Source organism: 'Nostoc azollae' 0708 (assembly GCF_000196515.1).
In the GTDB taxonomy this organism is placed as follows: domain Bacteria; phylum Cyanobacteriota; class Cyanobacteriia; order Cyanobacteriales; family Nostocaceae; genus Trichormus_B; species Trichormus_B azollae.
The window spans coordinates 3230542-3247511 of sequence record NC_014248.1 but is presented as its reverse complement, the minus strand read 5'-3'; the positions used below and the strand labels follow the sequence as shown (position 1 = coordinate 3247511).

Sequence of the window (16970 nt, the reverse complement as noted above, 5' to 3'; positions counted from 1 at the left end):
TACCATTAATGACAAGAAATATATATTCAAGTCTGGATTCGACCAAATGTTTCAAAGATTTTCAAGAGTAACTTACGAAATCTTTAGGAAAAAAGAACATTCCCTAATGGAATGGACAAGCTTTTAAGGTCCATGAAGAAAAGATTAGAGAAGCTGCATTAATATGGTTTAATTTATTGCTTCAGCAGTAGGACAGCATTCTAAAACTCTGGTTAAACAAAGAAATTATCTTTTACATGCCTATGGGGAAGAACATTTGAACTATGCTCAAGTTTCAGCCCGTAAATTACCTATTGGTAGTGGAGCTATGGAAAGTTTAATCCGCCAAGTTGTCAATTTAAGAATGAAAGAAAACAGTGAATTTCGGTTAAAAGAAAATGCGGATATTATGTTACATCTTCCTTGTCAATGGATAGCTGGAAGTTGGCATAATTTCTGTAATTCCATTTTTACCTCTTTTATCCATCTTGAAACTGTCTAATATCTTATACCTACAACTCCCATTTAACACAATTATCTGTGCTAATCACTACATGCCTATTTGATTACTGACCTAAGCAGCTTATTCCCACAAGCGACAAATTATTGAGTGCAAGTCTCCTTAGGATATTTTAAGAAGATACTTTGTCTTGCAATTTTACTTGTTTAATGTGATTTATTGTACTTTAATTCCAGAAAAATATTTTAGCGATATCTGTGATTGGCGTAGCTAAAAGCACGATTTTTACCCCAGCTCACAAAATCGTGTTGCTCCCTCCCCATCTTCCCCATCTTCCCAGTCTCTTAAAAGACTTTATCTTCTATACGGCGCCAGCATTCGCCTGAATTCATTAAAGTTTGCTCAATACCTGCTAGTTCTTGCTGATACACGTTGCGTTTAAACTGTTGGTTGTAGGGCTGAGTCTGTAGCTTTATCATCAAACAGTGCCATGATAGCATCACCAATATATTTCAGGACTGACGCAACTGGCACAAATAGCGGGCGGGATGTAGCCCTGGCACGCAACAGTTGAACTCAAACCAAGCACATAGGAAGACTGGGGCGTTTTAGTTGCTGAATTAAATAATTAGAAAGCAATCTATGCTTGTTTTGATAAACAGTTTGACCAGTTTGATAGGCTAAATTCTTTAATCTAATCCAAAGCAACATTGCACAAGCAATATGATTTGTTTGAAGCCTAGCTTTATGACATTGACAAGATTCAATGCCAGTTATTTGTTTGCTCTCTCGGTGAAAATCCTCGATTTTCCAACGAATTTTACACACCTCTTGTACAACATTCGTAGAACTTTGAGATAAATCCTTAGTAGCGACATAATCCGTTCTGTTGGTAGAAACAGCAACCCGGAATAGTTTCACTTTTTTCTGAGTGGGAAACCCTTTAATTTTTATAATTTTACGACATTCTAACTCTTCAGTACTCCATTCTCATAGTTCAATAGGTTTATCTTTTTGTTTGGCAAATGTATCATTAACTAACCGATTCTTTTTTAAAGGGTAATAATAAATTGCGTCTAGACTATCAATATACAGCATGAAACTATTTACTGCATACCATGTGTCTATCAAAACTTTATTAAATGGGAAAAGCTGATGATACAACAGGTTTTGCAGCATATCTTTCACATGGCCTATCTTAGTTTTACCATCTACATCAGGATTAAAAATGCGGTAATCTATTACCCAAAATCTTTGAACTTTAGGATTCACATATACACAACTGACTACACCAATTCCTTGGAGTATGCCATGTTCATTACCACTAAATTATCTCCTCACGATCTCTATTTGTTCAGAATATCTTTTGTCTAAAACACTACCATCAAATATGATGTACCCATTACCATCAGGTTCTACTACCTCTTTCACTTTATCCCATACTAAAAGAGATGTTAACTTTTCGGTTTTTAAATAATAGTTAATTGCATCATGGCTAATAGTTTCTAAGTGCTCTGCTAAATTAGTAATTATATAATTAATTTGACTAGTTCATAAGTATTGGCAGTAATCAAGTTTAGTAAATCTCATTACCGTCAGCAACATTTATCTAATACAATCTCCTACCTATTTTCTCATAAATATTTCAATAATGTTTCCTGTTGCAGCTACTTCTGATGGGTTGATAAAGCTTTCGGTATCCGATTTATTTAATACCGATGTACTAATTTCATCCATCGCCTGTGCCAGTTGCCTAAGCCCTGTATTTATCAATAAAGCCACCTGCTTGATCTATAACTTTTCCCATACAAGCCAAATAGTCATTTAACAATAAAAAAATCTGCATTGGTATCATCGCCTCTGACATGGAAGTATAACCGCAAATATCACAGAATAAAATTGTCATTTTTCGCGTTGAAGCCATACCTACTGCAATATTTTCTATTCCTTGAGGAGGGATGACGGAAACAAATTTATCTGGAACAAAGCGCTCAAAAGAGCAGGATCATAAATGGAATATAAGACAGCTTGTAGCTATCGGACTACAGGAGTATTAAAAAAGCCGCTATCTAGATGCAGTGTTTTTACATTTATTTTAAGAGAATCAATTTCCGCTAATAAATAGGTAATAATAGAGACACTCGTATCAAATCTACGAACACCTATTATGGCAAGATCCACACGCTTATTATTGTTAATAACATATAAAGTTGCATAGGCACACAATGAATTTATGCCAGATTTATTTTGACTTTGATATATGTAGGGTAATTCCTCCGATATCGGCTGAGCCTAGTAGCAGATTCAATTTAAATCAATAGCTATTTTTAAAGAATTGTTTTTAACCCCAGAGGAATTCCGCTTTTCAATGCTTGATTTATTTGTGGCTCTAATTCGTCAGAATTATTGATTTTCTTCAGATGATATCTAATATCATTTGCTGTAGTGATATTTTTGAAAATTTCAGCTGTGTTCTAAGGCTATCCCTACTACTTGCTGCTTTTACTAGAATTTAAAATAACGTTTCTTGGTCACATCCACCTTGAGTTTCAATTGACGAATTCTCTGCTAAACACTCAAGAACTTTCTCAAGGGTTTCCGAATCCGTTAAAGCCAGATGTTCTGATGGAAATGTCAATTGATTTCAGCCAAAATCCTACACATTACTTTCATTATTTCATCTTTAGAAAATTCTGATAGCACTATAAGTATTAGTTATACCACTACTAATCAGTACTTATACAATAAATATTGCATAAGTACTGATTAGCGAGCACTCTTCTGAGAAAAACTTTTTGGTTTACTGATAACTAACTATCTTTACTCTATATCTCCATAAATTATTTTCTTTTCAGCATATGAATATCCTAATTTTTCACTTTTAAAAAATTCTGATCCTGCTAAACTTATCACTAAGCTTTTTGCTGATTTTATCGTAACTACTAATCGAGTTAACCATTTGATACTGCGTATTAAATTGATATTTGATTCTGTATATGTGCTATCTGCTACTATTAAACTATCAATTTATATTCTTTTATGATATTCGACTGCGATTTCTCCAAACCTTTTAGAATCAACTTCATTTCCTGATAATGACTTGATATATGTTGGTATATCTTCATTTCCTCAACATACTAATACTGTGATAAAGTCGCTGTCTTACCTTCTATAACTAAGTCCCAGCCACCCTGCTGGTTATTTTGGGCTTGTTCTGCCAATATTTGATTGTTGCGACCGCTCGCCTCTTTCCGCGATACTTCCATTTGTTCTTTTGTTGGTCTTTCTGTAAAACCTCCCAAACAGACAATAGCTATCCTCAAAGATACTAAAACCAGGTTTTTGAAGATATTCAATGCAACTACAGTCAAACTACTACTTGAGAAAGTTTACAAAATGGTAGTAACTAAGTTTAAAATAGCACCATAGTACAGTTTTACACAGTGATTTGATATTATTCAAAACTGGGGACTGGGGAACATGAGGGAGATGGGGAAGTAATTTTCCTAATGCCTAATGACCAATGACCACTGACTACTAACATTTATGATGTTACAAGTACAAAACGGCACTTACGAATCTAAAACACAAGAAATTGCTAAAGAATTTCTCGCTGCTACTCAGGAAAATCGCTCTTTTTTGGCTTCTTTAGGCGATCAAATGCGGTGGGATGATAAATTACTCGCTTGGGCTATGAGTAATCCAGGTTTGCGGGTACAATTATTCCGGTTTATTGATACTTTACCTGCTTTAAATAGCAAAGCAGAAATTGCGTCCCATTTGCAAGAATATTTGGGTGATCAGTTGGTGGAATTACCTGCAGCTTTGAAGGGGATGTTAAATTTTGCCAACGCTGATTCTATGCCAGCACAGGTAGCAGCAAGAACAGTGGAAACTGCCGTGCAAACTTTGGCACATAAATATATTTCTGGGGAAAATATTTCCCAGGTTATCAAGACTTTGGAAAGACTAAGAAAGGAAAAAATGTCTTTCACTATTGATTTACTTGGAGAAGCGGTAATTACCGAAACAGAAGCGGAGTCTTATTTACACAGATACTTGGATTTAATGCAGCAATTGGTAGCAGCATCCAAAAATTGGGCTAATATTCCCAGTATTGATGAAGCAGACGGTCAGAAAGTTCCTAAAGTTCAGGTTTCTGTGAAATTAACGGCGTTTTATTCCCAGTTTGATCCTTTAGATGCTCAAGGTAGTGAAGAGAAAGTTAGCGCTCGCATTAGGATTTTATTACGTCGCGCTCAAGAATTAGGTGCAGCAGTCCATTTTGATATGGAACAATACGCCTATAAGGATATTACCTTTAATATTCTCAAAAAACTTTTACTGGAAGAAGAATTCCGTCAGCGTACCGATATTGGCATGACGATTCAAGCATATCTGCGCGATAGTGAACAAGATGCTAGAGATATCATTGCTTGGTTAAAACAACGTGGTTATCCTTTGACCATACGTTTGGTTAAAGGTGCTTATTGGGATCAGGAAACTATTAAAGCAGAACAAAAACATTGGCTCCAACCAGTATATAACGATAAAGCTACAACAGATGCCAATTTCGAAGCAATTACAGAAATATTGCTAGAAAATCATCAATATGTCTATTCTGCCATTGGTAGTCATAATATGCGATCGCAATCTCGCGCCATAGCAATAGCCGAAACTCTCCAACTTCCTCGTCGTTGCTTGGAATTGCAAGTTTTATACGGCATGGGTGACAAAATCGCTAAAGCCTTAGTAGATAAGGGTTATCGAGTTCGGGTTTATTGTCCCTACGGTGATTTGTTACCGGGAATGGCTTATTTAATTCGTCGATTGTTGGAAAATACCGCTAATAGTTCCTTTTTACGGCAGAGTCTCGAAAACCGTCCGGTTGAGGAATTGTTAGCACCTCCAATTCCATCTTCCCCCTCCCTTGCGGGGGGGATTGAGGGAAGGTTTATTAGTGTCGCGGATACGGATTTTGCTGAAGAGAAAAAAAGGAATAAATCGAGCTTAGCTTTTGCAGGTGTGCGTCAGCAGTTGGGTAAAACTTATTTACCTTTTGTAAATGGTGAATATGTCAATACAACAACGTTTGTTGATTCTCTTAATCCTTCTAATTTTAGTGAAGTAGTTGGAAAAATTGGGTTATTAAGCATTCAACAAGCTGAACAAGCTATGCAAGCTGCTAAAGCTGCTTTTCCCGCTTGGAAGAAAACCCCTGTGAAAGAGCGTGCGGATATTTTGCGGAAAGCTGCCGATTTGATGGAACAACAACGCGCTGAACTTTCTGCGTGGATGGTTTTAGAAGTGGGAAAACCTGTTAAAGAAGCTGACGCCGAGGTTTCGGAAGCAATAGATTTTTGTCTTTATTATGCTAACGAGATCGAACGTCTTGACAAAGGTGTAATCTATGATGTATCTGGAGAAACTAATCGTTATATTTACCAGCCTAAAGGAATCGCGGTGGTAATTTCTCCCTGGAATTTCCCATTATCTATTGCTTGCGGGATGACAGTTGCTGCATTGGTTTCTGGGAATTGTACTTTGCTTAAGCCTGCGGAAACGTCTTCTGTAATTACTGCGAAGTTAACAGAAATTTTGATAGCAGCAGGAATACCAAAAAGTGTTTTTCAACACCTTACTGGTAAGGGTTCTCAAGTTGGTGCCTATTTAGTCAATCATCCTGATACACATGTGATTGCTTTTACTGGTTCTCAGGAAGTTGGTTGTCGAATTTACGCAGAAGCAGCAATTTTAAAACCTGGTCAAAAGCACCTCAAAACAGTAATTGCCGAAATGGGTGGCAAAAATGCCCTCATTGTTGATGAAAGTGCTGATTTAGACCAAGCTGTAATTGGAGTTGTGCAATCTGCTTTTGGTTACAGTGGCCAAAAATGTTCAGCTTGTTCACGAGTAATTGTGCTGGAACCGATTTATCATGCTTTTTTACAAAGATTGGTGGAAGCGACTAAATCTTTAAACATCGGAGAAGCGGAGTTACCAAGTACCCAGGTTGGTCCTGTGATTGATGTCAATGCACGCGCTCGCATTTTGGAATATATTGAGATTGGGAAAAAAGAAGCAACATTAGCTTTGGAATTACCCGCACCCAACCAAGGATATTTTATCGGACCAGTGATTTTTTCTGAAGTTCCTGCTAATGGAGTCATAGCCCAACAGGAAATATTTGGCCCTGTTTTAGCAGTAATTCGAGTTAAGGATTTTCAAGAAGCTTTAGAAGTTGGCAATGGCACAAATTACGCTTTAACTGGTGGTCTTTATTCTCGTACTCCTTCCCACATCCAGCAAGCACAAGCCGAATTTGAAGTTGGCAATTTATACATTAATCGTACCATCACCGGAGCGATCGTCGGCCGTCAACCTTTTGGTGGGTTTAAACTTTCTGGTGTAGGTTCAAAATCAGGAGGTCCAGATTATTTATTACAGTTCCTAGAACCGCGACATATCACAGAAAATATCCAACGTCAAGGTTTTGCACCTATTGAGGTTTCTGAGTAATTACATGAAACACATACCCCTAAATCCCCCTTTTTAAGGGGGACTTTTTCTTATCCTGTAAATCCTGAAATTCTGGATATCCTGCTTCAGACAAATGGTAATATTTTTATGCTACAAGATTAAACTAGGATATATCTATTATTTATGGGTAGAAAAGATGATATTAAATAACTTGATTCCATTGCTAGAGAATTTACTATGACATTACAAATTCACAGCAGATTGTAGGTAAAAGATGTACAGAATTTACTAACAAAGGTGTATAGTAAGAAACTTTCCAGCCTATTCCCTGTTTCCTACTGTAATTCTTTGGTGAATTTCTAACTAGAACGACGTGAAGAAAACCAAAAGTATGTAGCAAAATGTAAAGTACCGTGAAAACCTCTTCACTCTTCCCTTGTTATAACGACAGTTTTTAACGCCCACTTACTTATACTGGCACTATTATAGCAGCCCTACTAAAGGCGAGCGCAGATAAAGCATATAAATCTTAACTTATGCCGATTTTATACAATCTTTGTGTATAAGTTAAGTGTAGAGATTCGGAATTATAACATCCTCAAGATAGATATCTTCCCACTGAAACTATGTAACTATGAGAATAGAATGGCTATTAAGAAAAGTAGAAAACTTTTTCTATTTTCAACTCCAGGCCTCTGACTAATAATTTCTTAATGGTATAAGCTCCCAGATTTATCCGTGGAATCAATCCAAAATCCAAAATCCTGTTAGAGGATGACTTCTGAACTCCTATCGCAGGAGGTGGAACTATGATAGATAAAAATATAAGAATTGTCTCTTTAATTCCTAGTGCCACAGAAATAGCTGCTACTCTGGGTTTACAATATGCTATTGTGGGGCGATCACATGAATGTGACTATCCTCCAGAAATAGCTCACCTGCCAGTTTGTACGCAAGCACGTTTGAATGGTAATGCTGATAGCAGTTCTATTCACAACGAAGTCGATAATATATTGCTATCTGCTCTGAGCATCTACAAAATTAAAGTTGATGTTTTAGAACAATTGCAACCTACCCACATTCTCACCCAAGACCAGTGTGATGTTTGTGCTGTTAGTTTACCAGAAGTAGAAAAAGCTGTTGCCCAACTGACCTACACCACACCCCAAATAATTTCTTTACAACCCAGTACACTGCGGGATGTATGGGCAGATATTGAACGAGTCGGTCAAACATTTGGGATTAATTCAGTAGAAATACTAGAAAATTTAGAGGCCCGTGTAAAAATATGCAATCGCAAAATCCAAGGACTTTCGATCACAGAAATGCCTACAGTTACTTGTATCGAATGGACTGATCCTTTGATGGTGGCTGCTAATTGGATTCCTGAACTCATTCATCTTGCTGGTGGACAGACATTATTTAGCGGTATCGGTCAACCTTCAGCACCTTTAAGCTGGGACACATTAATTGCGATTAATCCCGATGTAATTATTTTTATGCCCTGTGGCTTTGATTTACAACGAACTTACCAAGAAGTAAAACTGTTAACTCAGCGTCCAGACTGGGAAAAATTACACGCATTTAAAGCTGGTAGAGTCTACATCACAGATGGTAACGCTTACTTTAACCGTCCTAGTCCACGCCTAGTAGATTCTGTAGAAATATTAGCAGAAATTTTGCACCCAGACATTTTTGAATATGGTTATAAAGGTACTGGTTGGCAAAATTTATAAAACCTAAATCACTCCCATTCCTGGGATAAGTGAGACTTATAAAAAGAATAATCAATCTACCACTTTTTGGGAAGGCTTCGTTTACATCAAGCATCATCATTCCTTGATAGTACAAGCCCCCATATTTATCCCTATAATCAATGCAAAATCCTGTTAGAGTAAGCCACAAAATAAATGAGCCTGTGTTCATTATCTGTATCCCTTTGGGACACTGCGTGAATGCGAAGCCTGGCATATGAATCCTAGGTCGTCATGCAACCTATAGCCATGTTTAGCAAGCATTTCGGAAGATTCTTTTCTACACTTATTGAGGATAACCCGCATCAACTTGCACCTTCACAAAGATACAGCAGATTGCAGATCAATGAGGTACAGAATCTAAATTGAAACCTAGACAGTAAGAGAGTTTTACTCCTGACTCCTGACTCCTGACTCCTGACTCCTGACTCCTGACTCCTGATGTATTAGCCAAGATATATTAGCTTATTGCTAACTCGGTTTCTGGGTCAAAAAAGTGAATTTTTTCAGGAATAAATGATAACCACAGTTGTTCACCCAGACTAATGAATCTATCCGGGGGAACTCGCACTTGCAAAGATTGACCTTCTGGACTTGATGATTCAGGATCAAAAATCCTGATAGATAAAAAACTATCATTTCCTAAATTTTCTACCAAATCTACTTTAATTGGTAGATTTTTGGTTGCAGGTACACTCAAAGTTAAATGTTCTGGACGAATACCTAAAATTAAAGTTTTTCCATCGTATTTTTGTAAGAGTTTTCCCCACATTTCTGGAAGAGTGAAACGAAAGTTAAGATGGGTAATTAATAAAGGTGCGTGAAATTCTACCGGGATGAAATTCATTGGTGGTGAACCAATAAATTCGGCTACAAAGCGGTTAGCAGGGTGGTTGTAAAGTTCTAATGGTGGTGCGACTTGCTGGATTTGACCCCCATACATGATCGCAATGCGATCGCCCATTGTCATTGCTTCAGTTTGATCATGGGTGACATAAATCGTTGTTGTTCCCAACTGACGCTGCAATTTGACGATTTGGGCGCGAGTTTCAGCCCGTAATTTAGCATCTAAGTTTGATAATGGTTCATCCATTAAAAATACTTGAGGATTCCGGGCGATCGCCCTTCCTAATGCTACCCGTTGTCTTTGTCCTCCAGATAACTGTTTAGGTAAGCGATTTAATAAAGTTTCAATTTGTAATAATTGGGCAACATTCCACACTTGTTGTTCTACAGTTCGTTCTTTTGGAGAAAGATAACGCAGTCTTTGGGGTAATTTTCTGGTCATTCCCACCAGTAGATTTTCTCCCCACTGACGTAGCAGGGGTGAAGAAACTGTTTCTCTATTTCCAAATCGACGACGCAACCCAAAAGCAATGTTTTCATAAACTGTCATGTGGGGATAGAGGGCGTAATTTTGGAACACCATGGCGATGTCACGTTCTTTGGGAAGTAAATCATTAATCAAGCGATACCCTTGGTCAGCTTCGCTATCGCCCACCCAGATATTACCCGCAGTCATCACCTCTAACCCTGCTATTAACCGGAGCAAGGTACTTTTACCGCAACCAGAAGGTCCCACCAGCACCATAAATTCACCATCCGCGATGGTTAAATTAATTCGCCGTAGGACATTAATATTATCTGCACCTTCCTTTCCTAGTAATGACATCTGTGTAGTCACACCTTCCCCCTTACGAGGAGGAAAACTTTTATAAACGTTTTCTAATACAACTTGTGCCACAGGTAATTATACCAATTCAAAATAGTGATTACAACAGGTTACACCAACGAAATTCAAACTTCATAAAGTTAGACCTTACAGCATATTGCAGATCAATGAGGTACAGAACCTAAATTGAAACCTAGACAGCAAGAGAGTTTTACTCCTGACTCCTGACTTCTGCTGTATCTGCTCCTCTAGAGTTAAATTAGAGTTTAAATCCTAAGTTTCATCTTGTTTATCCTTAATTTCTATAAGTTCTGATTCTGAGAAGAGATTAGTTAATTTTAGTTAATTATGCCAAATGCATAAAAATCATTTTTACCAACTCAGTAGGAGTAAAAGGTTTAGTTAAATAACCAGAGGCTCCCACCATTCGGGCTTTTACTTTATCAACAATTCCTTTGCTTCCTGTAACAAAAATAATGGGAATTTCCTGAAACATTGAATTATTACGGATTATTTTACATAACTCATAACCATCAATTCCTGCCATATTGAGATCCAACAAAATCAAATCCGGTTTATGTCTAATAATAGACATAACTGCTTTGATTGGATCATTAATCGTGACTACCGCAACATTTTCACCTTCTAAACAACGGCTGATTTCTTTAAGAATGGTTGGACTATCATCTACAGAGATAATTTTGTAGGTTTCCTTAGGACTTATAGTAGTCGTATTTACGGTTTCGTTTTCAGCCTCTATGTTATTTAGTATGTTTAGTTGCTTATGGTTCTCTGTTCGTAAAGTAGAAATTTCAGGTACATGGTTTTCTACAGCAGGATTATCATCTGCTAACGCTTCTACATCAGATTCTTCCTCATTAATTACTAGTGTGCTATATGTAGAAGATATAGAAACATCTTCAAAAGTCTTAGGCAATTGATCAAATGGAGGGTCTGGTTCATGGAGAATAACCGAACCCTGAAGTATATAAGGGTATAAAGTTCGAGCCAGTTCTACTTCATCTACATTCATAATTACAGCCAAATGACGCAGGCTAAAGCCCTTCATCCAAGTTGTCATATTCTGCTGTAATTCTGGTAGTTGTTTGTTATAAAACCTGCTGTTAATCAACAAGTATGGACGCTGATAGGGAGAAGATATTTGCGGAGCGCAGGATTGCCAACTTTGTAAACGCTTTTGGCAAATGTCTATAATGTTTTCTGTATCCAACTTGCAAAGTTTAGGAAGGCTCTTTACTCGTTCTGTTAATACATAGGTTGCTTCTTTCATCAACATAAATGATTCAATTACTTCTTTTACTAACTCTTGAATTAGTAATGCTGCCTGGTGAGAAGGTAAATGTTTTTGCGTCACTAGCCAGTGAATTCCTTGATATTCTGGCGGTTCACTCAGTAAATCATACTCAGGTTTGCTTAACTGAGTTTGCCAATCAGGTTCAAAAGTCAAGCGTAATTGTACACGAACTTCATTAGTTAGTGGAGAAATTTGCTGATTCAGACGACGTATATGTCGTTCTAATCTATCAAAAGGTTCTACTGAATGGGTAGCATAAATAATTTTACCTTGCTCTAAGTATATTGACCACAGTACTGAGTTGTGCGAAACCTGTAAACAAGTAGTATCAGAGGAATTAGTTAACTGTCTTAATAGACGTTCAGGAGATAGTTTGCTAAATGTGCCAGTATTATTCATATTTTTACAGTTTTCTCTAAGAACTTAACTTTCTATTGAGAAAGAGGAATTTTGGGGTTAAGTATTGTCTTTCCTTCTGTAAGAATTCAGGAGTCAGGAGTCAGGAGTCAGAATGTTTGACAAATTGGTTGATTATCAAATAAGTATTTTTGGCGGGCGTTAGCCTGAAAAAGCTGACTGCTTATGGCTGTTCGCGTAGCGTGCCGTTAGGCATTAGCTGAATGCTTACTCCCTGCTATATTTCTCTATCAACCAATTATATATCGGTAAATTTTATGTTATATAAAAGCGAAGACCAGTTTCCATTTTTACATAGTAATAATCAGCAAATTACCCACTTAATTATGATTACTTAGGGGTCTTGAATCAGGAAATTTTCCACATAAAATCTTTAAAATTTTTCTTTATGTAAATGTATATATTGATTATTATATTCTTAATTTGTTGAAAATAAATTATGGTAGCTCCACTACAACAGGTAATGTTCATACCTCCTAATCATTCGCCTCTACTAAAGTATATGGTGATTCAAGTTTCCTGAAATAGAGAATTTGGTGAGAATAATTGAATTAATGAAATTTAAGCGCTCTAGAGCAAAATACCATAGTTCTAGTCGTACTAGTCTAGGAAACTATATACTTTGAGAAAAGGAAATTAAAACGTTGGACTATAACATAACACAAAAGGTTATGCTGGATACGCTAAAATTAGATGAAGTCGTAGAATTTGCAGAAAATCCAGAACCACGTTGTCCCTGTGTGCTATTGCTAGACACATCTGGATCAATGCAAGGAGAACGAATTGAGGCTCTAAATCAGGGTCTGCTAACTTTTAAGGATGAACTAGTAAAAAATTCCTTGGCAGCTAGAAGGGTAGAAGTAGCAATTATCACATTTGATAGTCATGTTAATGTGGTGCAAGATTTTGTAACCGCAGACCAGTTCAACCCACCTATTCTAACAGCCCAAGGGCTAACAACAATGGGGGCTGGAATTAATAAATCTTTAGAAATAATTCAAGAACGTAAATCCCAGTATCGTACTAATGGGATTGCTTATTACCGTCCTTGGGTATTTATGATTACAGATGGTGAGCCGCAAGGTGAGCTAGATAATGTGATTGAGCAAGCTGTACAGCGTCTACAAGGAGATGAAGCGAATAAACGAGTTGCCTTTTTTACGGTAGGAGTAGAAAATGCGAATATGACCCGTTTAAATCAAATAGCCGTGCGTGCTCCTATCAAACTTCAAGGATTAAACTTTATTGAAATGTTTGTTTGGCTTTCAGCCAGTATGTCAGCCGTCTCTCATTCCAAAGTAGATGAGCAAGTAGCACTACCACCAATTGGTTGGGGATCCGTTTAGGAGTTATCAATTATAGCAGGGAATAGGCAACAGGTAGAACTGATAACTCTTGACTGTGTGCTGTTGGGGTAATTAAAATTACAGCTACTTAGCTGTGAACAACAAATTTATGAACATACCAAAACAGATTACTAAATGGCGGATAGTAGCCGCATCTGTGTGTGGTACGAGCCACATTAAAAACCAGCAGTTATGTCAGGATGCTCACCATTGGCAAGTATTAGCAAATAATGTATTGGTTATAGCAGCAGCAGATGGGGCAGGTTCTGCAACATTGGGAAAAATGGGAGCAATGATTGCTGTAGAGACAGCCACAGAATATATCTCACACAGTGAAATTAGCCATAAAACCTTTGCTGAGGATGGTTTTTTGCGTGATTTGCTAACTGATGCCATGTTAGCAGCCAAAAAAGCAGTAGAAGATCAGGCAGATTTGTATCACCATCAGCCCCATGATTTAGCTACTACCTTAATTATTGCGATCGCCACACCAAAAATTGTAGCAGTAGCCCAAATCGGTGATGGTTTAGCCGTAGCTAAGGATAGCAGAGGCAACCTAATAGCACTGACCATTCCTAGCAGCGGTGAATATATTAATGAAACCACATTTTTAACTTCACCTGATGCCTTAGATACGGCACAATTCAGAATACTGCGGCAAGAAATAGTGAATCTTAGTGTTCTTACAGATGGACTACAAATGCTAGCTTTGAATATGCTAGTGGGTGAACCGCACAAACCGTTTTTCTTTCCTTTATTCGATTTTGTCGCCAATGCCGAGGATAAGACCATCGCCAAAGAACAGTTGATAAAGTTTTTATGTTCAGAGCGCATTACCCAAAGGACTGATGATGATTTGACCTTGGTTATAGCGGCATTAAGAAAGCCCTGAAGGTAAAAACAACGCAGTCACAAGTATTTAGCCCCCTCGTTACAAAAGGAATAAACACGAAAAATCACATCCTGTTCCCTATTTCCCTGACTGTTGACTAATTTTAACCACCATTCTTAAGCACATATTCCACCATGCAGGTACTACGTTGTCTTCCCAAGCAAGAAACTCTCAATCTCACTGTTAGTTTGGGGCGTGGCGGTGAAGCTTGTGTCTATACAGTGCCATCAGATGAAAATTTAGTGGCAAAAATTTATCATAAGCCAATTGATACCTATGCTCAAAAACTTCAGGCCATGATAGCTAATCCCCCCGAAAACCCTACAGCTAATTTGGGGCATATTTCCATCGCTTGGCCACAGGAATTGTTGGAAGCTGTGGATGGTAGCGGTAGTATCATTGGCTTTTTAATGCCGCGCATTCGGGGAATGCGGCCGATTATGGATTTTTACAATCCGGGGAACCGACGTCAAAATTTCCCATTATTTAATTATCAATATTTATTGCGTACTGCTCGCAATCTATCGGCCGCTTTTGCAGCTCTACACGCCAGCCAATACTGCATTGGGGACGTAAATGAATCAAATATTCTGGTGAGTAATACTGCATTAATAACCTTAGTAGATACAGATTCATTTCAAGTACGTGATCCAGAGAAAAATATTGTCTATCGTTGTTCAGTAGGTAAACCGGAGTATACACCTTCAGAATTACAGAATAAAACTTTTGCTGACTATGATCGGGAAAGTCATCATGATTTATTTGGGTTAGCAGTGCTAATATTTCAATTATTAATGGAAGGTACTCACCCATTTTCTGGAATTTTTCAAGGTTTATTTGATCCACCGGGTTATGAAGCCAGAATAGTTGCTGGTCATTTTACTTACAGTCAAAAGCAGAAAGTTCCCTATTTACCTACTCCTATTGCACCTGCTTGGCAGATGCTTCATCCCCGTTTACAGGAACTGTTTGTGCGTTGTTTTGAAGATGGTCACAACAGTCCTCAATTGCGTCCTACTGCTCAAACCTGGTTATCTGCGATCGCAGAGGCTGAGGAGAGTCTTGTCACTTGTTCTCTAAACCCCCAGCATCTTTACCATAATCACCTCAATAAATGTCCTTGGTGTGAACGTGCTTCCCAATTAGGTGGACGTGATCCTTTTCCATCACTGGAGGCGATCGCTTGTGGAGAGCATCTCAAACCACGTTGCAAATCTAAAAAGTACCATCTCCCAATTCCTCGTATACGCAAGCCAGCTATTTCTCCATCTCCTCTACATCATTGGCAACCAATACTTACTGCCAATCTTTCTGCTTATCAAGCAGCTAAAAAACCAAACAAAACAAGGTTTTATACTATTATTTTTTGCTTGTTAGGTTTTGGTTTATTAGGATATCTCGACATAATGATTAAATTCACTCGTCCTTTTATTTCCCAAAATCCTTATACCCAACAATCCTTAATATCTCACTTAGGAAATAATAGTATTCAGACTGACAGTCTCACCTTTATTGATTACTATGACCGGGGTAATGAAGCTTATCAAAAGCGAGACTATGAACAAGCAATCGAAAATTTCACCCAAGGAATTAAAAAAAAATCTACTTTTTCTAAGTTCTATATCAATAGAGGTAATGCCCGCTATAATCTGAACGATTATGAAGGAGCATTAGCAGACTATAACCAGGCGCTAAAAATTAATCCCCAGGAAGTGAAAGCACTAGTCAATAGGGGTAATGCTTATTATATGCTGGCTGATTATAGTAGCGACCCTGAACAAGAATATCAAAAAGCTATCAACAATTTCAACACTGCTATTCACATCAATGTACGTGATACTGAAGCTTATATTAGACGAGGTATTGTGCGTTCTCAAATGGCTAAATATAGCAGTAATTATCAACACGAATACCAGAAATCTATTGCAGATTTTACTGAAGCAATTAAACTCAATACCTCCAAAGCAGAAGCTTATTTTCAGCGTGGTCTTGCCCGTTATCAATTTGCCCAATATAGCAGTAATTATGCTAGAGAATATAAACAGGCAATTGTAGATTTTACCCAAGCAATAAATATCAATCCACGCATGGCTAAAGTTTATCTCAAACGGGGTATGGTTCATTATGAACTAGCACAATACGGTGAAAATACAGTCCAACAAAACCATGCTCAAGCCATTGAAGATTTAGAAAAATCCGCTCAAATTTACCTTGAAGATGAGGATATGGATAACTACCAGCAAGCCCTCAGTAATATTTGTGTTATTGTCTCCAAAAAGTGTGATACTTTATTCCAAAGTTCCACAAGTTTTAACCAAGTTCAACCTTGATATAGTCGGTGACAGATAACAATCAAAAACTTTTTCAGATTTGAGACTATTCTGACCTATTTATAACTCCTACCTCATGGCTAACCCCACACTACCCTATCACGAATAAATCTTTACACTCAACCTTCAATACTTACAAACTACCCCTCTCAAGATACTTAATATTAGTTAGAGGGTATTTAATTTATATTAAATTTATTAATCTTCATTAAATGTATATATGTGAGGTATAACCACTGGTGTTCATAAATTTTTTACTTTTTTACATATAAAATATCTTAAATTTACTAATTCTTGATAATTTTTCAGCAGTTTCCAGTTAAAT

The 16970-nt window shown here is 37.4% G+C and carries 8 protein-coding genes and 4 pseudogenes; 6 read left to right on the top strand and 6 right to left on the bottom strand.

From position 1 onward, the window contains the following. Positions 1-172: 172 nt before the first annotated feature. Positions 173-481 (top strand): annotated as a pseudogene (locus tag AAZO_RS14980) (ISLre2-like element ISCst1 family transposase); the annotation flags it as partial. Between the two features lie 534 nt (positions 482-1015). On the opposite strand, the pseudogene AAZO_RS30645 reads toward AAZO_RS14980, so the two are convergent. The 4 genes and pseudogenes from AAZO_RS30645 to AAZO_RS14970 all read right to left on the bottom strand — a co-directional run bounded on the left by AAZO_RS30645 (position 1016) and on the right by AAZO_RS14970 (position 3810). Next, positions 1016-1981, bottom strand: a pseudogene (locus AAZO_RS30645) (IS701 family transposase). A gap of 220 nt (positions 1982-2201) precedes the next feature. Beyond that, positions 2202-2438, bottom strand: a pseudogene (locus AAZO_RS30640) (adenylate/guanylate cyclase domain-containing protein); the annotation flags it as partial. 38 nt (positions 2439-2476) lie between these two features. Next, positions 2477-3077: pseudogene (locus AAZO_RS43845) on the bottom strand (ISH3 family transposase); the annotation flags it as partial. A 499-nt stretch (positions 3078-3576) separates the two neighbouring features. Further along, positions 3577-3810 carry a hypothetical protein gene (locus AAZO_RS14970; protein ID WP_013191895.1) on the bottom strand — a complete coding sequence of 78 codons (234 nt, stop codon included), beginning with the start codon at positions 3808-3810 and terminating at the stop codon, positions 3577-3579. 175 nt (positions 3811-3985) lie between these two features. On the opposite strand from AAZO_RS14970, the gene pruA reads away from it, so the two are divergent. Together pruA and AAZO_RS14960 are read left to right on the top strand one after the other, a co-directional pair. Beyond that, the gene (gene pruA, locus AAZO_RS14965) at positions 3986-6958 is read left to right on the top strand and encodes an L-glutamate gamma-semialdehyde dehydrogenase (RefSeq protein WP_013191894.1); all 2973 of its coding nucleotides are present in this window, start codon (positions 3986-3988) and stop codon (positions 6956-6958) included. 770 nt (positions 6959-7728) lie between these two features. Then, positions 7729-8655 (top strand): cobalamin-binding protein, encoded by a 927-nt coding sequence (locus AAZO_RS14960; protein ID WP_013191893.1) that lies wholly within the window; start codon positions 7729-7731, stop codon positions 8653-8655. 478 nt (positions 8656-9133) lie between these two features. Here the strand turns inward: AAZO_RS14960 and AAZO_RS14955 are convergent, their stop codons facing one another. Both AAZO_RS14955 and AAZO_RS14950 read right to left on the bottom strand, forming a co-directional pair. Continuing rightward, complete coding sequence (locus tag AAZO_RS14955; RefSeq protein ID WP_013191891.1) at positions 9134-10417, bottom strand: ABC transporter ATP-binding protein; 1284 nt, start codon at positions 10415-10417, stop codon at positions 9134-9136. 274 nt (positions 10418-10691) lie between these two features. Continuing rightward, positions 10692-12059 carry a response regulator gene (locus AAZO_RS14950; RefSeq protein ID WP_013191890.1) on the bottom strand — a complete coding sequence of 456 codons (1368 nt, stop codon included), beginning with the start codon at positions 12057-12059 and terminating at the stop codon, positions 10692-10694. Between the two features lie 689 nt (positions 12060-12748). Here AAZO_RS14950 and AAZO_RS14945 point away from each other — a divergent pair. From AAZO_RS14945 to AAZO_RS14935, 3 genes are all read left to right on the top strand, one after another. Next, positions 12749-13423, top strand: a complete 675-nt coding sequence (locus AAZO_RS14945) for a vWA domain-containing protein (protein ID WP_013191889.1) — start codon at positions 12749-12751, stop codon at positions 13421-13423. A 109-nt stretch (positions 13424-13532) separates the two neighbouring features. Continuing rightward, the gene (locus AAZO_RS14940; protein WP_013191888.1) at positions 13533-14315 is read left to right on the top strand and encodes a PP2C family serine/threonine-protein phosphatase; all 783 of its coding nucleotides are present in this window, start codon (positions 13533-13535) and stop codon (positions 14313-14315) included. Positions 14316-14449: 134 nt separating this feature from the next. Further along, positions 14450-16645, top strand: coding sequence for a tetratricopeptide repeat protein (locus AAZO_RS14935; RefSeq protein ID WP_013191887.1), 2196 nt, complete (start codon positions 14450-14452; stop codon positions 16643-16645). Positions 16646-16970: the final 325 nt, after the last annotated feature.